The following is a 19,419-nucleotide window of genomic DNA, read 5'->3' on the forward strand; positions in this document are numbered from 1 at the left end:
CTTCACTCACGCCGCCTTCAGCAATACAGGACTGTTAATGCCCTCCCCTGGCCCGGCGTTGCCGGGTCTCTCAGGCCAATCATTCCCGGACACTAATGTGAAATTGGAAGCGGTGCAGACGCGAATGCGCCCGTTCGAAAAATCATCGCTCCACCAGGCGCTAAGGTGGCCATCACCGTTTAACTTTTATCAAACTGACTTTCGGTAAACGGATCTGCGCGACCGCCCTGCAATGGGATCCTGGCAAGCGCTGCATCGATTTCGCGTAACTCGCTGTCCGTCAACCGGACTTGCGGTGCACCGCTATTTTCTATCAGGTGCGGATATTGCGTCGTACCCGGGATGGGGACTATCCATGGCCGCTGAGCCATCACCCAGGCCAGCGCGAACTGAACCGGAGTGGTGTTTTTGCGGCGGGCCCACGACTGCGCGAATTCAAGCAGTACCATGTTTTTGGCCAGGGCATCGGGCTGGAAGCGTGGCAGGTTATGCCGCCGATCTGTGCTGTCGAACCGCTGGCTTGGATTGACTGCCCCGGCAAGGAAACTCCGGGCGGTCGGGCAGTAAGGTACAAAGCCGATACCCAGCTCTTCGAGCGTTGGAAATATCCGCGTCTCCGGTTCACGCCACCACATGGCATACTCACTCTGTACTGCAGTCACAGGGAGTACCGCATGTGCGCGGCGGATTGTCCTGGCACTCGCTTCCGACAATCCCCAGTGTTTCACTTTACCCTCCTGGATCAACGCCTTCACGGTTTCCGCCACATCCTCAATCGGCACATTCGGATCGGGGCGATGCTGATAAAGAAGATCGATATGGTCCGTTTTCAGACGCTTCAGCGAGCCCTCTACGGCACGGCGAATATGGTCAGGATGGCTGTTGAGTGAGGTTGGCTTCCCCTCCTCCACGCCGAAACCGAACTTAGTGGCAATCACCACACGATCGCGAACGGGGGCCAGTGCTTCCCCGACAAATTCTTCACTGAGATGGGGGCCATACACCTCGGCAGTATCAAAGAACGTGATGCCTTGTTCGAAGGCGGCCCGGATGAGCGAAACCATGGCTTTACGATCGCGCGGACCACCGCCGTAATACCCCACCATAGGCAGACACCCGAGTCCCATGCTTGAAACCTCCAGCGAGCCGAGTTTACGCGTGATTAAGGTCTCCTTCTGGACGGGAACAGCACCCGAAGGGGCGCCCGACGTGTCCTGACCAGCCGGTTTAGCCATCACTGCTCCGCTCCTGCCAAGGGTGGTGGCGGCCAACGCCAGACCGGCGCCGGCGATCAGAAAATTGCGACGATCCCGGGAAGCGGGTACGGAAGCAGAATGCTGGTCATGCATCATCTTGCTCATAAACTGGAACTCCCTATAGCGAAGAAAGGATTCATTAATTTGGTCATTACCAGGCATAAGCCTGGGGCGCTTCTCCCCCGGGTCCGGGCCAGATTTCGTCGAGACAGCTCATGGTGTCGTCTGATAGCGTGATTGTCGTTGCGTGAAGCGCCTCCCGGAGTTGCTCGACCGTACGAGGCCCGATAAGTGGCGCAGTAACGACAGGATTCTGCAGGAGCCACGCAAGCGCCACATCGGAAGGGGTTTCGCCGAGGTCCTCACATAATCCTTCGTAGGCTTCCAGCTGCGGACGATACTGTTCGATTAGACGGGCAAACGCGGGCCTCGCACGGCGCCCGCTGGCCATCTTTTTCAGTACGCCGCCAAGCAACCCTCCGGCAAGTGGACTCCAGGGAATCAGTCCCAGGCCAAAATGACGGCATGCGGGAATGACCTCCAGCTCAACAGTTCGGGCAGTCAGATTGTAGAGACTTTGCTCAGCAACCAGGCCCAGGAAATGGCGGGCCGTGGCCACTGACTGCGCAGTCGCAATGTCCCAGCCTGCGAAATTGCTGCTACCGATATAAAGCACTTTTCCCTGCTGAACAAGGAGCTCCATGGCCTGCCAGACCTCTTCCCATGGTGTATAGCGATCGATGTGATGCATCTGATAGATGTCAATATGGTCGGTCTTAAGCCGTCGCAAACTGTCCTCGCAGGCCTTGCGAATATGGTAAGCAGAAAGACGGCGATCGTTCGGACCCGGTCCCATAGGCTGATAGGCTTTCGTCGCCAGAACGATACGGTCACGGCGGCCCCCCTGCTGGAGCCAGCGACCAATAATCTCTTCAGACAGCCCCGAACCTTGCTGGATATCGGGTGATTGCTCGGTGCCATACACGTCTGCTGTATCAATGAAATTGATACCCGCCTCAAGCGCTTCATCCAGAATGCGGGCGCTGGTTTTCTCGTCGGTGACGTCACCAAAATTCATGGTTCCGAGACAAAGGCGGCTGACTTTCAGGCCGGTGCGGCCAAGATGCGTATAGTTCATACACGGCTCCGTTAGGTGAATATTCCGCCCTGACCGACGGCCAGAGCGCATAATTTTCAAGAATAACGAAGCACAACGTGTTCAGTGAGAGGCGATGAGTGGATGGACTTGTGAAATAAATTCAGCAACGGATTAGCCCTGGTCGGTCTATGGTGTATATCATTTCCGTATCAACGCATTCGGGCCTTAACGCACAAGGAAAACGATTCTGTATGCAAATAAGCAGAGCTGATGTCGCCGATCTCATTTATTTCATGGCTATTGCACGTCATCGCAGTTTCAGCCGTGCGGCGATTGAATTAGGTGTCAGTGCATCAGCGCTTAGTCATGCCCTGAAGGGACTGGAAACAAGGCTCGGGGTTCGCCTCCTTAATCGCACGACCAAGAGCGTTACCCCTACGGCTGCAGGTGAAGAACTGGTTCAGTCTGTCCTTCAGCCTTTCGACAAGATAGAAGGCGCGCTTGAATCGCTTAACCGGTATCGTAATACCCCTACCGGACGTATCCGCATCAATGCTGCCGTTGAAGCGGCCAATCTTTTGCTTGCGCCGGTCATGCCCGCTTTTATGGATCGCTATCCCGATATTGAAATCGATATTGTGGCCAGCAACCGTATGGTTGACGTCACTGATGCGGGCTTCGATGCCGGTATCCGCTATGGTGGCACCGTCCCGGAAGACATGGTTGCCCGGCGTTTATCTGCCGATATTCGATGGGTTATCGCAGCATCCCCCGACTACCTTGAACGCTACGGAACGCCTGAACATCCGGATGATTTATTGCACCATCGCTGTATTAGCAATCGCCTCGGCGACGATCGGATTTATCGCTGGGAACTTGAGCGAGATGGCGAAACGTACCAAATCACAGTGCCTGGCTCAGTCACGGTCAACCAGGCTGAAACGGGTCTTGTGGCCGTATTAGGTGGAGCCGGCCTGATGTATTTTCCGGAGCCTCTTGTTGCACCCTATGTGAAGGATGGACGGCTCCGCCTGGTGCTTACGGAATGGTCCCCGCTGGAGGAAGGTTTTTATATCTATTATTCAAGCCGCCGGCAACTGCCGACCGGGCTTCGCCTTCTGATTGAGTTCATACAGGAGGCCAGGCCGCTGGGGTTGTGAAATAGCGCTTCCATACGGGACGATGCGTTATCGTCTTTATCGCCCCGTAGCGGATATCAGAAAATCAATCAGGGCCTTCACTCTTTTCGTTTTACCCGCATTTTTAGGGTAATAGAGATAGACCGGCGGGTAGGTTTTCCAGTAACTCTCCATCACGGGGATAAAGTGCTCCCTGTCGGGCTGTAACTGCCAGATGGGTTCAAACAGGCGTCCAATTCCCAGCCCGTTACGGATCCCGTCAGCCATAACGTCGATATCGTTGCTGATTAACTGCCCGGGCATCTCAACCGTCAACTGCTCTCCGCGGTCGTTCAGGATCAATGGAAGGATGCGGTTGTTAGTAATAAAACGGTAGCCAATCAGCTTGTGTTGACTGAGGTCTGACGGCACCTCAGGCGTTCCATGCTCGCTAATATAGGCTGAGGATGCATATAACCCTTCACGAAAGGATTTCATTAACGGTCGCGCCACCACCCCACCCTCGAGGATATCGCCAAAACGGATCCCAAGATCAAAACGCTCTTCGATGATATTCACGGTACCGTCGTAAACCGAAATTTCCAGCTGTATACCCGGGTATTGCTGACAGAATGCCGCCATTGCAGGCTTGAGAATTAACAGATAGGCAAAACGCGATAGCGTAATTCTCACCACACCAGAGGGCTCCTGATTCTGGTCGCGAATGCTTTCAAGCGAATTTTCCAGCGACTCCACCGCCGCGGCGGTCTGTTCCAGCAACAGCTGCCCGGTTTCCGTCAGCTCAATACGGCGGGTCGTACGCACAAAAAGCGGATGGCCAATATGCTCTTCCAGCAATTTAAGCGCATTGCTGACGGAGGGAGGCGTAATTTCCAGTTTTCTTGCGGCTGCCGAAATATTGCCCTCACGTGCAATGCTCTGAAAAATGCGTATCTGATTATACAGGGCGTTATTCATAATGTGTTCCTAAAACAATCTCCGCCTGATTATTAAGTACAGGCTAAAGATGCTTAAGTCAATGCCCCTCTAATCTTCGTGAAATTCGCCTCTTATACTTTTATCTCTTTCTACAACGACCTGAGTTCAGGAGAATATGATGCGAATTTTATGTCTGGATATCCCCGCACCTGGAGCATCGCTGGAAAAATATGCTCCACACCTTAACGCTGAAGCGCTGCACGCCTGGGGATTGTATAAATCCGGCTTCATCCGCGACATTTACTTCCGTCAGGACAGACCTGGCGTCGCTATTTTTCTTGAATGTGACTCTGTCGATGAAGCGATGAACGTAATGGCCGAATTCCCGCTGGCAAAAGCAGGCTTATTAAGCTTTGAGTGCATTCCGCTTGGCTCCTTTATTAACTGGGAAAATCTCTTTGCCGCTGAATTTAAAAATAAAGAGTGAGGCCCGATATGAAACCTGCCGATAAACCCGTGCTGTGTGTCGTTTCCAGCCATCCGATTAAAGGCGCATCCGGTGTACCAACCGGTTTTTTCCTTGCTGAGCTGACGCATCCGCTGAAAGTACTGGAAGATGCCGGACTAAAAACGACGATAGCCAGCATTCGCGGGGGACAGCCGCCGGTGGATGGATTTGACCTCAGTGACCCTGTCAACGCCTGGTTCTGGAACGAAACCGATTTTCAGCAGCGCCTGGCCACAACGCCTGCGTTATCTGAGCTGAACGGTTCCGATTACAGCGCCGTTTTCTTTGCGGGCGGGCATGGAACCATGTGGGATTTCCGCGACAGCCAGGATGCCCAGCGTATTATCCGCGAAGTGTATGAAAGTGACGGGATTGTCTCAGCCGTCTGCCACGGACCTGCGGCACTGGTTGACGCAAAGCTCAGCAGCGGCGAATACCTGGTGAAAGGCAAAAACGTGGCGGCCTTTACCAACAAGGAAGAGGAAGAAGTTCACACCACAGATGTGGTTCCCTACCTGCTTGAGACTGCACTCCGCGAGCATGGCGCGCTTCATCATGAAGCCCCGAACTGGTCTGAAAATGTGGTTACTGACGGTCGCCTTATCACGGGGCAGAATCCCGCTTCAGCGCACGGTGTCGGTGTGGCGCTGTTAAATGCCCTCCGCCAGCCAACTTAATTCATTCATCTGTCTTTCATCGTTACTCACCCTCTTTGGCCGGTTTACGTCAGCAACGTTCCGGCCTTTTTTCAGGAGCTGAATATGAAATCTCTTCCTTCAGTCGCGCTCGGCACATGGTCCTGGGGCACAGGCTTCGCCGGTGGCGACACCGTCTTCGGCAATCATCTTTCTGATACTCAGATGGCAGACGTGTTCACCACGGCCATGAGTAAGGGTCTCAATCTCTGGGATACCGCAGCAGTATATGGCATGGGGAGTTCCGAGGCAGCGCTGGGAGCATTAGTCCGTCAGTTCCCCCGCGAGGATATGATTTTATCCACCAAATTCACGCCGCAGATTGCGAACGAACAGTCAGCACAGCCTGTCAGCGATATGCTTGAGGCCAGCCTCGGACGCCTGGGCGTGGACGCGATTGATATCTACTGGATCCACAATCCCCTCGACGTTGAGAAATGGACGCCAGGACTGATCCCACTTTTACAAAGCGGTAAGGTAAAACGCGTAGGTGTTTCTAACCACAATCTGGCACAAATCAGACGCGCCAACGAAATCCTTAACGCTTCCGGTTATTCCCTCAGTGCAGTACAGAATCATTACAGCCTGCTTTATCGCGCCTCTGAAGAGGCCGGGATCCTTGATTACTGCCGACAAAATAACATCACGTTCTTTGCTTACATGGTCCTGGAGCAAGGCGCGCTCAGTGGTCGTTATGATTCAAATCATCCCATGCCTGCCGGGAGTGGCCGGGCCGAAAGTTATAACGCAGTACTGCCGCAGATAGAAAGATTAACCGCCGCCATGAAAAAAATGGGAGCCGAAAGGAATGCCAGCGTGGCACAGATAGCCATCGCATGGGCTATTGCTAAAGGTACCCTTCCCCTCGTTGGTGCGACTAAAGTCCATCACGTTCTGGACGCCGCCTGCGCTTCAGACATCCAGTTACGCGATGAGGAAATCATCCTGCTGGAACAACTCGCCACAGAGACCAGAGTGGATACACGAGGCGCCTGGGAAAAACCGATGGTGTAAACCCCGTCCGGGACAGACTGTCATGAATGACACTCACGAACGGGCTGTTCCGGGCGATCCTAATCTGCATCACTTTTACTGCTTTGTATGAAGGGTGAGAATATGAAAATCATTTGCCTCGAAGAACATTATCTCGACAGCGAGTTAGGGCGAGCGTGTATGCCTGTTGCGCTTGAGCAGGCACCTTTCCTTGGCGACTGGGGGAAAACCGTCGCTGATGGTCATAATTCTGACCGAAGCCGGCCGCAGATAGAAAAGAATGCGCTGATAAACGCGAAAGGCGCTGATTTGGGAAGCCGCCGCCTCAGGGATATGGATGAGGCTGGAATTACCCTGCAGATCCTCTCTGTGGGCGGATTCCCCCAGTTGGCTCCCGGTGATAAAGCGGTAACATTAAATACGGCGGCAAACGACCGCCTTGCCGGGGCGGTAAGAAATCACCCGGATCGCTTCGCGGCATTTGCCACACTTCCCTGGGCACAGCCGGAAGAGGCTGAAAAAGAGCTTGTCCGCGCAGTTGAAAAACTGGGGTTTAAGGGGGCACTTCTGAATGGCCGACCCTCTTCATGCTTTCTCGATCATCCTGCCTATGACTCCCTGCTTTCCCGCTTTAATAAACTGAATGTGCCACTCTATCTTCATCCCGGATTACCAGTTAAAAGCGTGCAACAGGCCTACTTCACGGGCTTCAGCGCAGAGGTCAACGCCCGGCTCTCTATGTTTGGCTGGGGCTGGCATCACGAAGCCGGGATCCATTTGTTACGGCTGATGTTATCGGGCGCATTTGATAAATATCCCCACCTGCAGGTAATCAGTGGCCACTGGGGGGAGATGCTGCCCTTCTGGCTGCAGCGTCTTGATGACAGCCTTCCGCTGGCTGCAACGGGTCTGTCACGCACGCTAACGAGAACCTTCAAGGAACACGTTTACGTTACCCCGTCAGGTATGCTGACACTGCCGCACTTCCAGTTTATCTACGCATTAATGGGGGCAGACAGGATCCTGTTCTCCGTTGATTACCCCTATCAGACCCTGGACGGTGTAAAAACATTTATCGACAGTCTGCCCGTCAACAAGGCGGAAAAAGAGGCCATTGCGTTTCGCAATGCAGAACGTTTACTGGGCATCACGGCGTAGTTCACGGGCTCCTGATGACCGGGCACAATGAAATCCGTCGACCATTATTAGTTTTTGTCTAAAAGTGAATGAGCCTTTACTGCTCTAAAAAAAATAATGGTGTCACTCTATATATAGAACGTCTTAAACAGCCATTTCAGTAAAAGGATCATCGTGAAAAAGACTCTTATGCTTTCAATTTGCATGCTGATAAGCAGCCCTGTCTTTGCAACAAAACTGGACGCGCCGGATAAGCGAGTGATGAATATCTTTGAGCTCGGCGTCAGGCCCGATCGGGACAAAGATTTTGCAGACGTAGCCAGACAGACGATTTCCGCTTCGGTTGATCATGAAGCAGGTACGCTGGCGATGTACGCCCTGCACCGCAGCGACATTCCACGTCAGACATACATGGTCGAGCTTTATGAAAACGAGGTGGCCTACCGTAAACATCTGGATGCCGAGCCGTACAAGGCATTCGCTGACCGGGCACCTGACATTATCGATCAGAAAAATAAAATCACTCTGGAGCCCCAATTTCTGGGGGACAAACACATCATACCGGATGAGCGAACCATTAATAATCTGGTGATCGTCGAGGTAAAGCCTGAATTTCAGACCGAATTTAAAAACATCGTCCTGCCCGAAATGGCGGAATCGCTCAAAGTAGAGAAAGGCGTATTAGCGATGTATGCCGCTACAGACTCACAGACTCCGAACCGCTGGTATTTCTATGAGATTTACGCCAGTGAGGAAGCGTATCAACTGCACCGACAAACGCCACACTTCCGTGACTATCTCAGGCAAACGGCGCATATGAGCGTCAGTAAGAACGCTATCCCGGTAAAACCGGTATTTCTTCGTAACAAAAGCGGAATCAAACAGGATCCGCACCGTTGACCAGTGAGGATTAACATGAAAAGCGTAATTGCAGCGGCGGCCATGTCGCTTGTTATTTCTGATTTTGCTACTGCTGAGGAAACAAGAGGTAAAGCGATGATGAAAATTGAACCTTCAACAATTTCGGAAGCTGATATTCGTTCCGTCTCACCGGCTCTTGCGCGCTTTGGTCGAGAAGCGATTACTGAAGATCTGTGGGCACGCGACGCCCTCTCACCCAGGGATCGTAGTGTGGTGACCGTCGCCATGCTGATTGCCCGCAACCAGCCTGCCGAGCTTAAGCACTATATCGACGTCGCTCTCGATAGCGGCGTGACGCCAGCGGAATTATCAGAAATCATTACCCATCTGGCGTTCTACTCAGGTTGGCCAAATGCCATGTCAGCCGTCAGCGTGACCAAAGCAGTATTTGAATCTCGTGGCGTCACGGCAGATGCACTTCCTGACGCTTCTCCGGACCTGCTTCCTCTCAATCAGCAAGCAGAAAAGCAGCGTTCAGAGACAGTGGAAAAAAATGTTGGCCCAATATCTCCAGGCCTGGTTAAATTTACTGCTGACCCCCTGTTCCTGGATCTCTGGCAAAGACCTGCACTGAAACCCCGCGACAGAAGCCTGATTACGGTCAGCGCGTTAATCGCATCCGGACAGAGTGCGCAGATTGGCTATCACCTCAACAGAGCGATGGATAATGGACTTTCTGCTGAGGAAGCTGGGGAGATCGTTACCCAAGCCGCGTTTTACGCTGGCTGGCCAAACGCATTCACCGCTGCTCCTGTTATCGGAGAGGTATTAAGCAATCGCTCATCAAGTAAAAGGTAATATTACTGAACACTAAAACCTGACGCACATCACAAAATTAGAACGAACAGTTCATGAACCAACAGGCGTAACATCGAGTGATTTAGGGACAGCGTTTAACACAGTTATGACCCAAAACTGAGTTCATAACTGTGAGTTTGAATCGCCATTTAATTAATATCCATTTAAAACAGTTAGTTATACTGTTTCTGGTGCTGAAGTAAATTACGTATATTCCTCAAACCCAGAATAGTTAAATCTCATTAACTGATTACTTACTTCATGAACCAGGTCGGTTCTCATAAAACCATGGGGTTAAGCACCCCATCCTATTTCGTATGCCGGCATTATGTTAAGGGGTTAACTTAAAGGTAAAATCTCAATCGTTGCCGCTTTCGCGCGTGTCCCTATCATTGCGGAAACATAGCTGCTGCCGGAGTACTTTTTCTGGTAAGCCTGATCAATTTTACTTTCAAGCTCAGGGTCTGATGGTTTTGCGAACAGTACGTCGAATTCCTGTCCGTTAGCCAGTATCTTACCCGCCTGCTGAGACAATGCAGCCTGATACCATTTTGAACGGGTACCACTATAGGCTCGGACGAAGAGTCGATTATCCACCTTCACTTCCCAAATCCATGTCGGCGTACCGGTCGTATTCATGTCGGGATGATACGGAGCGATTTTCAGGTCGTCAGCCGCATCTATTCTTGCTAATAATTCAGGATTCCAGAGCATAAAACTCTCCTCTTTCATGGGCGGTTATTTTTCCTCCTGGTAACAGCCAGGAGAGCAGTGTCTGTCTTTTCTCGCAGAGACACTGCATCTGAAAACACCGGACGGTGCTATGGCTTACTCATTAAGATTTTTGTTGAAAAATGCAGTGATGTTATCGAACGGGATCTTGTCCATACGATCATATAAATCGACATGCGTGGCATCTTTAATAATCAGAAGCTCTTTTGGCTGATTTGCCGCTTCATATGCCGTTCTGGAGAAGTAAAGCGAATGCGCTTTTTCGCCATGGATGAACAGGATTGGGCGCGGAGAAATTTCCTTAATATAGGTCATTAGCGGGAAATTCATAAAAGCCATCGGCGTTGTCACTGACCATGAATTGCCAGAGTTAACTGCTCGTGGATGATATCCGCGTTTGGTCATGTAGTAGTCCGCATAGTCCACGAGGAACTGTGCTTCCCCACCCTTCAGTTTATTGTAAGCTGGCTGGTAGGCCGGTTTCCCTTTTGCCGCATCTTCCCAGCGCTGAAGGCTCATCTTCTCGAGTGCCTGCTCGCGTTGTGCCGGTGTTACGCTGTCATTGTAGCCTTTCGACATCACGCGACTCATATCATACATGGTGCTGGCAACGACCGCTTTTACGCGTTTATCCACGGCAGCAGCGTTCAGGGCAATCCCCCCCATACCGCAGATACCGATGACACCGATACGTTCACGTTCCACATAAGGTTGCAGTCCAATAAAATCGACTGCGGCCATAAAGTCTTCGGTATTGATATCAGGTGACGCGATATTGCGGGGCTCCCCACTGCTTTCACCGGTATAAGACGGATCAAAAGCCAGCGTCACGAATCCGCGCTCGGCTAAGGTCTGAGCATAGAGACCAGAGGCCTGCTCTTTTACCGCGCCAAAAGGCCCGGAAATCACAAGCGCAGCAAGCTTCTTGTTCCCGCGATCTTTAGGAAGATACACATCTGCCGCAAGCGTAATGCCGTAACGGTTTTTAAACGTTACTTTTTGATGATCCACTTTGTCGCTCCTTGGGAAGGTTTTATCCCACGTCTGAACCAGACGCGCCGAAGAGTCTGCTGTGCCTGGTGCAGGCTGGGCAACCGCAGATTCTGTTGAAATCAGAGCCATCGCACCGGCAAGGAGTGCACCATTAAAAAAACGAGTTGAAGAATTTAGCGTCATGATATCAAAACCTTACATTAAATTTTCAGAAACCGAATTCGGTACGGGTTGCGTTGTTGCTATTTTGAATATCATTAAAGAAATATGTTATTAAAATACTCTGCATTATTTGCCCGATCCTATTAACCTGAGGCCAAACCGTATATTTGAGTATTAATAACAGGTAAGTTGACGGGGTTGCATAGACGCAACAAATGTGAGGCGTTACAGAATGATTTCAAACAAGTCGGTTGAGAAACGACTCGACGAACTCTCGCGGAATATTGCTCAGCGCACGCCCGATACCGGTGATTTTCCCACCGCTGTCGAAGGGCTGGAATTATTCCGGCGGAACGAACCTGCTCCTCCGGTGAGCTGCCTGGTTCCACCGAGTATCGTTCTGGTGGCTGACGGCGAGAAGATAATGTGGGTTGGAGGCGAACCTTATACCTATAATGCAAAAAAATTCCTGATCACTTCTCTCGACTTACCAGCCAGTTCGGAAGTGTTACACGCATCAGCATCTCGGCCGTGCGTCGGCATAGCCTATAAACTTGACCAACGCGTGCTGATGGAATTAATTACGCAGGGCGGCCTGCCGCCAGTGAAAAAACGTGATGCGGGAACAGGTGTCGGTATAGGAACCATGACAGATGTTTTGCTTGAGCCTTTCTGCCGCCTGCTTTCATTGCTTGACGAGCCTGAAGCCATTCCTGTTCTCAGCCCGCTGATTCAACGGGAGATACATTACCGGCTTTTAATGAGCGATCGGTCCGATCATCTCAGACAGATTGCAGCAGTAGACGGCCATGGCTACCGTATCGGTAAAGCTATCGACTGGTTAAAGACCCATATTGCTTCGCCTTTACGCATCGAGGAGCTGGCGAGTCGGGTTCAGATGAGCACGCCCTCTTTCCACCGACATTTCAGGCAGCTTGCGGGAATGAGTCCGCTCCAGTATCAGAAATGGCTGCGCCTCAATGAAGCCAGACGACTCATGCTGAATGAGCATTACGATGTCACCACAGCGGCCTATGCTGTCGGTTACGAAAGCTTATCCCATTTCAGCCGGGAATATACGCGGATGTTTGGTGAGTCGCCTAAGAGGGATATTACCGTGCTGAGAAAGTCTGCCGGTGAAATTTAATCATTTGTTGCTTCCATGGAAACAGGCTGAAACGTTGATTATTCATATGATTAAAAGAATATCCCGTCGCCTGCAACGCTGTAACGAGGTGGCCGCCAGCATAAACCATGCCGCCCCGACACAGCTGCAGCAGCTGAAGACGCAGCTGGCCGATGAAATGGGTAAGCCTGTGGGGCTACATACCATGGGTATTCCAGCGGCGGTCAGTACGCTCGGGGTAATTGTCAGTTTCGCCATTCCGCAGCTGTGGCTGGGGTATGGCGTACTCGCCGCACTCGGCCAGCCGGCCGAACGCGTATTCGTGTGGGTTGTGCTGGTCGCCCTGCTGTTCGCCGGCATTAACGGCGTGACGATGTTTATGATTGGCAAAGGTAGCATGCGCGCCGTGCGGTTACATCTTACGCTGGCGGTGCTAAGCCTGGTATTAACGGCAGCCTATCTGCTGGCCGCGCTGAGCGGTAGTTCTTCTCCGGGCGTCAGCCTGACCGCAGCGCTGGTGAGTATTGTCATGCTTGGGCTTAGCGGCAGTTGTATCTTCTCTACCGCTTTCTATAAGATGCTGCTATTTACTTTGCATAACAGAGTCTGGCGCAAGCTTATCAGCCAGACGAGTTAGACATTTATTCCATAAAAATCCCGCCGCTACCGGCGGGATTTCTTTATTGCTTTTTATACCTGCGCAACCAGATAAGCTTATACGCCGCCGGAATGATAAACAGCGACAGCAGCGGCGCGGTGATCATCCCGCCAATCATCGGTGCGGCGATCCGGCTCATCACTTCAGAACCCGCGCCGGTCCCCCAGAGAATAGGCAACAGACCCGCAATAATGACCGCCACCGTCATCGCCTTGGGTCGGACACGCAGAACCGCGCCATGGTACAACGCGTCATCCAACGCTTGTGCGGTGAATGTCTCCCGTCGGGATAAGGCCGGGTTCGCTTCGATGGCATGGCGCAGATACATCAGCATCACCACGCCAAACTCGGCGGCCACCCCGGCCAGGGCAATAAATCCGGTGCCGGTGGCGACAGACATATGGAAGCCCTGCCAGTACAGGAACCAGATCCCCCCGACCAGAGCGAACGGCAGACTCATCAGGATCAGCAAGGCTTCGTCAACGCGTCGGAATGCCAGATACAGCAGAATGAAAATGATCATCACCGTCATCGGCACCATCAGCTTCAGTTTCTTATTTGCGTGTTCCAGCAATTCAAACTGGCCGGAGAACGACACGCTGGTTCCCGGTCTCAGCTTCACGTTCTGGCTGATGGCCGTCTTAAGGTCACTAACCACCGACACCATATCCCTGCCGCGGGCATCAATATAGATCCAGCTGGTTGGCCGGGCATTTTCCGTTTTCAGCATCGTCGGACCAGAAACGACACGAATATCCGCCACATCCCCCAGCGTGATTTGCTGCTTCATCGGGGTCAGGATCGGCATCTCTTTCAGTGCCTGCGGGCTGTTCCGGTAGTCCTGAGGATAACGGATATTAATCGGGTACCGGGCCACGCCCTCGACCGTTTCCCCTACCGTCTCGCCACCAATGGCGGAGGAGACGAACAGCTGCACATCCCCCACCGTCATACCGTAGCGGGACGCTTTTTCACGATTAATATCCACATCAATGTAGCGCCCACCTTCCAGTCGCTCTGCCAGAGCAGACACCACGCCGGGTACGGTTTTGGCGACCACTTCAATGCTCTGCGCCGTGGCGTCGATATCCGCCAGAACGGTGCCTGACACCTTGATGCCGATTGGGCTTTTAATCCCGGTGGAAAGCATGTCGATGCGGTTACGGATTGGTGGCACCCAAAGGTTAGCCAGACCCGGCAGGCGGACGGTTTTATCGAGTTCGTCAATAATCTTGTCAATCGTCATCCCGGGCCGCCACTGATCCTCGGGTTTCAGCTGAATGGTGGTTTCCACCATTTCAAGCGGTGCGGGGTCCGTTGCAGTCTCTGCCTTACCGGTCTTGCCAAACACAGAGGCCACTTCAGGCACGGTTTTGATGAGCTTGTCAGTGGTCTGCAACAGCGCAGCCGCTTCAGCCGGAGAAACGCCCGGCAGCGTTGACGGCATATACAGCAGATCGCCCTCATTTATCTTCGGCAGGAATTCGCCGCCCACCTGACTCAGTGGCCAGGCAACCGTGAAGATCGACAAGGCCGCCACCAGCAAGGTTGTTTTTGGCCAGTGAAGCACCCGCAGCAGCAGCGGATGATAGGCTTTAATCAGCAGCCGGTTCAGCGGGTTACTGCTCTCGGCGGGAATTTTCCCCCGGATCCAGAAGCCCATCAGAATGGGAATGACGATAATGGCCAGCGCGGCTGCACCTGCCATCGCGTACGTTTTGGTGAACGCCAGCGGACCAAACAGACGCCCTTCCTGACCTTCGAGGGTAAAAATAGGGATGAACGATAAGGTGATGATCAGCAGGCTGATAAACAGCGCGGGGCCTACTTCAACGGAGGCGTTGGTGATGACCTTCCAGCGGGTCGCGTTATCTATCTGCTCGCCAGGGTGCTGATGATCCCACTCCTCCAGCCGTTTATGCGCGTTTTCAATCATCACGATGGCGGCATCCACCATCGCCCCCACGGCAATGGCAATTCCTCCCAGAGACATTATATTGGCGTTCAGCCCCTGGAAATGCATGACGATAAAGGCAATACACAGGCCTAGCGGCAGCGAGATAATCGCCACCAGCGCAGAGCGGACATGCCAGAGGAACAGCGCGCAGACGATGGCCACCACAATAAACTCTTCCAGCAGTTTATAACTCAGGTTATCGATGGCCCGGTCAATCAGCTGGCTGCGATCGTACGTGGTAACAATCTCAACACCTTCCGGCAGGCTGGCCTTCAGCGTCTCCAGTTTATCTTTTACCGCGGTAATCACTTCACGCGCGTTTTTACCCGAACGCAGGATCACCACGCCGCCCGCGACCTCTCCCTGCCCGTTAAGCTCGGCAATTCCGCGCCGCATTTCCGGCCCGATTTGGACGCGGGCAACATCTCGCAGATAAACCGGAACCCCGTTCTCGTTGGTTTTCAGGACGATGTTATTGAAATCATCAATGGTCTGCAGATAGCCGCTGGCCCGGACCATATACTCTGCTTCCGCCATTTCGACCGATGCCCCCCCTGCTTCCTGATTAGACGATCCCAGGGCCTGCTTAACGTCTGCCAGACTGATGCCGTATTGCGCCAGTTTCAGCGGATTGATCTGGATCTGATACTGCTTCACCACCCCACCGACCGAGGCCACTTCTGCCACGTTCGGGATGGTTTTCAGCTCAAATTTCAGGAACCAGTCCTGCAGGGAACGCAGTTCGGACAGGTCGTGTTTTCCGCTGCGATCCACCAGCGCATATTCAAAGATCCAGCCCACACCTGTGGCATCTGGCCCTATTTCCGAACTGACGCCGGCAGGCAGTTTCCCCTGAACCTGATTGAGATATTCCAGTACGCGCGAGCGGGCCCAGTAGAGATCGGTCCCGTCTTCAAAAATGACGTACACATAGGAGTCACCAAACTGTGAAAACCCGCGCACGGTCTTCGCACCCGGCACCGACAGCATGGTGGTGGTGAGCGGATACGTCACCTGGTTTTCGACAATTTGCGGCGCCTGGCCGGGGTAGCTGGTTTTAATGATCACCTGAACATCAGACAGATCGGGTAAGGCATCCACCGGCGTATTGATGATGGTCCATGTTCCCCAGACGCTCAGAAACAGCGCGCCCATCATCACCAGGAAACGGTTGGCGACGGCGCGCCGGATAATCCATGCAATCATCGTCGTCACCTCAATGACCTGAATGACTCTTTTCAGGCTGACGCATACGCTCCAGCGCACCGGTAATATTGGCTTCGGAATCAATCAGGAACAGACCGCTGACCACTACCGACTCCCCTTCGTTCAGGCCGGTACCCACGCCGGACTGCTGCTGCGATTCGTGCAGAACGTGGATCCGCTTCGGCACAAACCGGCCCTCCGCATCAACGGTGATGACCCGCTGTTCTTTACCCGTGTCGATAACGGCCTGGGAGGGGATCAACAGCATCTCCTGACTTTGGGTGTTCAGCTTCAGATACGCATTCATACCCGGCTTAAGCCGTTCATCTTTGTTGGAAACCTGCAAGCGAACCTGCAGCGTACGGGTGGCAGGATCGACGCTTGGCAAAATGTTCCATTTTTCAACGTGAAACGATGTGTCCGGATACGCCGGGACCGAAATGGCAAACTGCGAGGCGTCTTTCAGCAGATACGCGATGGATTCAGGTATGGCCGCGCTGATCCACACCGGATCCATCCCCTGAATCTGTGCCACGACCTTATCTTTCGAAATATTCATTCCGTTACGCAGGTCAAACGCGGTGATCACCCCGTCAATCGGCGCGTTGATGGTAAACCGGGTCTGGACCGTGCGGGTCGAGCGTAACCTCTGAATATCCGCTTCCGGCATGCCTGCCAGACGAAGCCGTTCAAGCACCCCTTTCAGCTGCGTGGGCGTGCCACCGGTTCCGGACAACAGGAGGAACTCACTCTGCGCTTCCACCCACTCCGGAATGGTGATGTCGATGAGCGGCGTGCCTTTCTTTACACGATCGCCTGTCGTCAGGGGATACACCTTCTCCACAAAGCCTTCGGAGCGCGCCTGCACGATAACAAACTGATATTCGTTATAACTGACGTTGGCCGGGATAGTCTGGGCATAATTCAGCGTGCCGCGGGTGACTTTTTGCGTTTTTAATCCCAGGTTCTGAACCTGCGTCGGATCAATACGGATACCGGCACCGCTTTTATCGTCATTTTCATCCGCGTATTTCGGCACCAGATCCATATCCATAAACGGCGATTTACCGGGCTTATCGAATTTAACGTCGGGCTTCATCGGGTCATACCAGAAAAGCACCTTTCGTTCCGGCGGGGTATTTTCTGTTTTTTCTGCAGCATAAATATACTGCCACGCCGTCACTGCAATCAGCCCTCCCGCGAGAAGGCTGCCGATCATCATTGCAGCATATTTAACCTTTAACGATGCCATGCCGTGTCTCGCTATTTAATGCTCTTGAGTAAAGAGATATTGCCCTGCTGCACAAAAGAAAATTTCACGCGGTTGCCGACTTTTACGGCCTTAATGCTTTCGTCTGCGTCAGTAAAGGTGAAACGCATGGTCATGGCGGGCCAGCCAATTTCCGGGATGGCTTCATGAGCAATCGTGACCTTTTTGTTTGTGAGATCAATGTCCTTCACGATGCCAGTCCCGGAGACAACCTGCTCTGTGGCCCCTTCGCTGGCAGTACTCATCTCTGCATGCTGATGAACCTCGGCCTGCAGGCCGGCAGAAAACATCATGGAGATCGCACCGAATACAACGGCCTTCATTGAATTACGCATATTATTTTCCTGTTGAGTTAACTGAGGTTATTCGACCCAACCGCCGCCCAGCGCGGTGAAGAGATTAATTTCATTAACCTGTCGGGCATAAATAAGGTCGAGAATGTTTTGTTGCGTGGAAAACAGCGCACGTTCCGCGTCTAATACTTCGATATAACTGACCGCACCGCGGGTATATAACCCTCTGGCACGCTGCAGGGTGATGTTTAGCGAATCAAGATACCGCTGTTGCGCAGCAAGCTGCTGGCTGAGGCTGTCCCGCAGCGCGAGCGCGTCGGCGACCTGTATAAAGGCGGACTGAATTTTTTGTTCGTAATTCACAACCGACTGCTGCTGGCGAATTTCGGCCAGCTTCAGGTTGGCTTTATTCCTGCCCGCATTAAAAATGGGAATGTCTATTTTGGGAATAACGTTCCACATGCCGCTGCCGGACGTGAAGAGGCCAGATAATTCCGTGCTGCCCGTTGAAAGCCCACTGGTCAGGGAGATGGACGGGAAAAAGGCCGCGCGCGCCGCGCCAATATTCGCATCGGCCGCTTTAAGCTGATACTCCGCCTCCATAATATCCGGGCGCTGCAGCAATATTGCCGATGAAAGATGGGGCGGTAGCGTTACCGGCGCAATATCGCTGGCGTTCATTCCGCTGTCGCCCGGTACCGCGCGATACGTTCCGAGGACCAGTTGCAGGGCATTATTGGCCTGTGCCAGCTCCCCCTCTCTTTTGGCAATTTCTGCCCGGGTGCTTTCGATCTGCCCCCGGGCCTGTTCCAGCGCCAGCACGTTCGTGCTTCCCGTCACCAGCTGTTGCTCAACGAAGGCGTAAGACTGCTGATAATTTGACAGCGTATCGCGCGCGATACGCAGCTGTTTGTAGGCCAGTTGTTGGTTGAAATAGCTCTGGGACACATTAGCGACAAGCAAAATATGCACGGCACGACGGGCTTCTTCGCTGGCGAAAAAGTTTTGTCGGTCGGCATCGCTCATGTTCTTTAGCTTGCCGAAAAAGTCGAGTTCGTAGCTAAGCGAAAGTCCCGCGTCGTACTGCTGTGAGGTGGGCTTGTCACTCTTTAGCCCCCCGCTGTAAGTGATGTCCGCGGAGGCGTTCAGCTGAGGATAACGATCCGCATCCGTCACGTTGAACTGCGTACGGGCCTCTTCAACCTTCAGCGCGGCCATTTTTATATCGCGGTTGTTCTTCAGGGCCTCTGTAATCAATCCCGCGATTTGCGGATCGACGAAGAAGTTGCGCCAGCCGGTGTCCTGATACAGGCCTTCCACAGGCGTCAGGCTGTTACGCGAGAGCGAAAACTGCTGGGGTACCGGTGACGCCGGGCGCTGGTATTCAGGGGCCAGCGAGACGCATCCTGCCAGGATAAATACCGTAGTGATGCTTAGTCGTTTTAACAGGAACATAACGGTTCAGATGAATTCCAGAGTATTTTTAGGGCTACTCTACTGAACGCGTCCTGTTTGACGGGTGACAGGATAATGACAATGTTGTCATTTATGGCGTAAG

At 52.9% G+C, this 19,419-nt stretch carries 18 protein-coding genes; 9 read left to right on the top strand and 9 right to left on the bottom strand.

The genetic code is table 11. The features are described 5' to 3' along the window. Positions 1-179 precede the first annotated feature (179 nt). Both EKN38_RS13135 and EKN38_RS13140 read right to left on the bottom strand, forming a co-directional pair. Positions 180-1,361 (bottom strand): aldo/keto reductase, encoded by a 1,182-nt coding sequence (locus tag EKN38_RS13135; RefSeq protein ID WP_043951767.1) that lies wholly within the window; start codon positions 1,359-1,361, stop codon positions 180-182. 46 nt (positions 1,362-1,407) lie between these two features. Then, positions 1,408-2,394, bottom strand: a complete 987-nt coding sequence (locus EKN38_RS13140) for an aldo/keto reductase (protein ID WP_014831947.1) — start codon at positions 2,392-2,394, stop codon at positions 1,408-1,410. A 212-nt stretch (positions 2,395-2,606) separates the two neighbouring features. Between EKN38_RS13140 and EKN38_RS13145 the strand changes: the two genes are divergently transcribed. Then, positions 2,607-3,515, top strand: a complete 909-nt coding sequence (locus EKN38_RS13145) for a LysR family transcriptional regulator (RefSeq protein WP_014831948.1) — start codon at positions 2,607-2,609, stop codon at positions 3,513-3,515. A 36-nt stretch (positions 3,516-3,551) separates the two neighbouring features. On the opposite strand, the gene EKN38_RS13150 is transcribed toward EKN38_RS13145, so the two are convergent. Beyond that, positions 3,552-4,451, bottom strand: a complete 900-nt coding sequence (locus EKN38_RS13150) for a LysR substrate-binding domain-containing protein (protein ID WP_014831949.1) — start codon at positions 4,449-4,451, stop codon at positions 3,552-3,554. A 139-nt stretch (positions 4,452-4,590) separates the two neighbouring features. On the opposite strand from EKN38_RS13150, the gene EKN38_RS13155 reads away from it, so the two are divergent. The 6 genes from EKN38_RS13155 to EKN38_RS13180 all read left to right on the top strand — a co-directional run bounded on the left by EKN38_RS13155 (position 4,591) and on the right by EKN38_RS13180 (position 9,464). Further along, complete coding sequence (locus tag EKN38_RS13155; RefSeq protein WP_014831950.1) at positions 4,591-4,899, top strand: hypothetical protein; 309 nt, start codon at positions 4,591-4,593, stop codon at positions 4,897-4,899. Between the two features lie 8 nt (positions 4,900-4,907). Continuing rightward, positions 4,908-5,597 carry a type 1 glutamine amidotransferase domain-containing protein gene (locus EKN38_RS13160; RefSeq protein ID WP_014831951.1) on the top strand — a complete coding sequence of 230 codons (690 nt, stop codon included), beginning with the start codon at positions 4,908-4,910 and terminating at the stop codon, positions 5,595-5,597. Between the two features lie 84 nt (positions 5,598-5,681). Beyond that, positions 5,682-6,629, top strand: coding sequence for an aldo/keto reductase (locus EKN38_RS13165; protein ID WP_014831952.1), 948 nt, complete (start codon positions 5,682-5,684; stop codon positions 6,627-6,629). A 102-nt stretch (positions 6,630-6,731) separates the two neighbouring features. Beyond that, positions 6,732-7,766, top strand: a complete 1,035-nt coding sequence (locus tag EKN38_RS13170) for an amidohydrolase family protein (protein WP_126522228.1) — start codon at positions 6,732-6,734, stop codon at positions 7,764-7,766. A 183-nt stretch (positions 7,767-7,949) separates the two neighbouring features. Then, the gene (locus EKN38_RS13175) at positions 7,950-8,645 is read left to right on the top strand and encodes a putative quinol monooxygenase (protein WP_043951629.1); all 696 of its coding nucleotides are present in this window, start codon (positions 7,950-7,952) and stop codon (positions 8,643-8,645) included. Positions 8,646-8,660: 15 nt separating this feature from the next. After that, positions 8,661-9,464, top strand: coding sequence for a carboxymuconolactone decarboxylase family protein (locus tag EKN38_RS13180; protein ID WP_014831955.1), 804 nt, complete (start codon positions 8,661-8,663; stop codon positions 9,462-9,464). Between the two features lie 339 nt (positions 9,465-9,803). Here EKN38_RS13180 and EKN38_RS13185 read toward each other — a convergent pair whose 3' ends face one another. Both EKN38_RS13185 and EKN38_RS13190 read right to left on the bottom strand, forming a co-directional pair. Continuing rightward, the gene (locus EKN38_RS13185) at positions 9,804-10,178 is read right to left on the bottom strand and encodes a DUF2255 family protein (protein WP_043951768.1); all 375 of its coding nucleotides are present in this window, start codon (positions 10,176-10,178) and stop codon (positions 9,804-9,806) included. A gap of 114 nt (positions 10,179-10,292) precedes the next feature. Next, positions 10,293-11,372, bottom strand: coding sequence for an alpha/beta hydrolase (locus EKN38_RS13190; protein ID WP_185812849.1), 1,080 nt, complete (start codon positions 11,370-11,372; stop codon positions 10,293-10,295). A gap of 211 nt (positions 11,373-11,583) precedes the next feature. On the opposite strand from EKN38_RS13190, the gene EKN38_RS13195 reads away from it, so the two are divergent. Both EKN38_RS13195 and EKN38_RS13200 read left to right on the top strand, forming a co-directional pair. Next, positions 11,584-12,498 (top strand): AraC family transcriptional regulator, encoded by a 915-nt coding sequence (locus EKN38_RS13195; protein ID WP_014831958.1) that lies wholly within the window; start codon positions 11,584-11,586, stop codon positions 12,496-12,498. 46 nt (positions 12,499-12,544) lie between these two features. After that, positions 12,545-13,114: a hypothetical protein gene (locus EKN38_RS13200; RefSeq protein WP_043951769.1), complete on the top strand. Its 570-nt coding sequence runs from the start codon at positions 12,545-12,547 to the stop codon at positions 13,112-13,114. Positions 13,115-13,157: 43 nt separating this feature from the next. Here EKN38_RS13200 and silA read toward each other — a convergent pair whose 3' ends face one another. From silA to EKN38_RS13220, 4 genes are read right to left on the bottom strand one after another with little or no spacing between them, the layout of a single operon-like run. Next, positions 13,158-16,298 (bottom strand): Cu(+)/Ag(+) efflux RND transporter permease subunit SilA, encoded by a 3,141-nt coding sequence (silA, locus tag EKN38_RS13205; RefSeq protein ID WP_014831960.1) that lies wholly within the window; start codon positions 16,296-16,298, stop codon positions 13,158-13,160. Positions 16,299-16,308: 10 nt separating this feature from the next. Then, positions 16,309-17,550, bottom strand: a complete 1,242-nt coding sequence (locus tag EKN38_RS13210) for an efflux RND transporter periplasmic adaptor subunit (RefSeq protein ID WP_043951630.1) — start codon at positions 17,548-17,550, stop codon at positions 16,309-16,311. Between the two features lie 11 nt (positions 17,551-17,561). Beyond that, positions 17,562-17,903: a cation efflux system protein CusF gene (gene cusF / locus EKN38_RS13215; protein ID WP_014831962.1), complete on the bottom strand. Its 342-nt coding sequence runs from the start codon at positions 17,901-17,903 to the stop codon at positions 17,562-17,564. A 27-nt stretch (positions 17,904-17,930) separates the two neighbouring features. Continuing rightward, a complete protein-coding gene (locus EKN38_RS13220) occupies positions 17,931-19,316 on the bottom strand; it encodes an efflux transporter outer membrane subunit (protein WP_014831963.1) in 1,386 nt (461 codons plus the stop codon). Positions 19,317-19,419 lie beyond the last annotated feature (103 nt).

Source organism: Enterobacter sp. WCHEn045836, assembly GCF_003965585.1.
GTDB lineage: Bacteria > Pseudomonadota > Gammaproteobacteria > Enterobacterales > Enterobacteriaceae > Enterobacter > Enterobacter dissolvens.

Excerpts from the sequence above, each read along its gene's own strand:
- EKN38_RS13135 (WP_043951767.1), bottom strand. The coding sequence starts at position 1,361 with ATGAGCAAGATGATGCATGACCAGCATTCTGCTTCCGTACCCGCTTCC.
- EKN38_RS13140 (WP_014831947.1), bottom strand. The coding sequence starts at position 2,394 with ATGAACTATACGCATCTTGGCCGCACCGGCCTGAAAGTCAGCCGCCTT.
- EKN38_RS13145 (WP_014831948.1), top strand. The coding sequence starts at position 2,607 with ATGCAAATAAGCAGAGCTGATGTCGCCGATCTCATTTATTTCATGGCT.
- EKN38_RS13150 (WP_014831949.1), bottom strand. The coding sequence starts at position 4,451 with ATGAATAACGCCCTGTATAATCAGATACGCATTTTTCAGAGCATTGCA.
- EKN38_RS13155 (WP_014831950.1), top strand. The coding sequence starts at position 4,591 with ATGCGAATTTTATGTCTGGATATCCCCGCACCTGGAGCATCGCTGGAA.
- EKN38_RS13160 (WP_014831951.1), top strand. The coding sequence starts at position 4,908 with ATGAAACCTGCCGATAAACCCGTGCTGTGTGTCGTTTCCAGCCATCCG.
- EKN38_RS13165 (WP_014831952.1), top strand. The coding sequence starts at position 5,682 with ATGAAATCTCTTCCTTCAGTCGCGCTCGGCACATGGTCCTGGGGCACA.
- EKN38_RS13170 (WP_126522228.1), top strand. The coding sequence starts at position 6,732 with ATGAAAATCATTTGCCTCGAAGAACATTATCTCGACAGCGAGTTAGGG.
- EKN38_RS13175 (WP_043951629.1), top strand. The coding sequence starts at position 7,950 with ATGCTGATAAGCAGCCCTGTCTTTGCAACAAAACTGGACGCGCCGGAT.
- EKN38_RS13180 (WP_014831955.1), top strand. The coding sequence starts at position 8,661 with ATGAAAAGCGTAATTGCAGCGGCGGCCATGTCGCTTGTTATTTCTGAT.
- EKN38_RS13185 (WP_043951768.1), bottom strand. The coding sequence starts at position 10,178 with ATGCTCTGGAATCCTGAATTATTAGCAAGAATAGATGCGGCTGACGAC.
- EKN38_RS13190 (WP_185812849.1), bottom strand. The coding sequence starts at position 11,372 with ATGACGCTAAATTCTTCAACTCGTTTTTTTAATGGTGCACTCCTTGCC.
- EKN38_RS13195 (WP_014831958.1), top strand. The coding sequence starts at position 11,584 with ATGATTTCAAACAAGTCGGTTGAGAAACGACTCGACGAACTCTCGCGG.
- EKN38_RS13200 (WP_043951769.1), top strand. The coding sequence starts at position 12,545 with ATGATTAAAAGAATATCCCGTCGCCTGCAACGCTGTAACGAGGTGGCC.
- silA (WP_014831960.1), bottom strand. The coding sequence starts at position 16,298 with ATGATTGCATGGATTATCCGGCGCGCCGTCGCCAACCGTTTCCTGGTG.
- EKN38_RS13210 (WP_043951630.1), bottom strand. The coding sequence starts at position 17,550 with ATGGCATCGTTAAAGGTTAAATATGCTGCAATGATGATCGGCAGCCTT.
- cusF (WP_014831962.1), bottom strand. The coding sequence starts at position 17,903 with ATGCGTAATTCAATGAAGGCCGTTGTATTCGGTGCGATCTCCATGATG.
- EKN38_RS13220 (WP_014831963.1), bottom strand. The coding sequence starts at position 19,316 with ATGTTCCTGTTAAAACGACTAAGCATCACTACGGTATTTATCCTGGCA.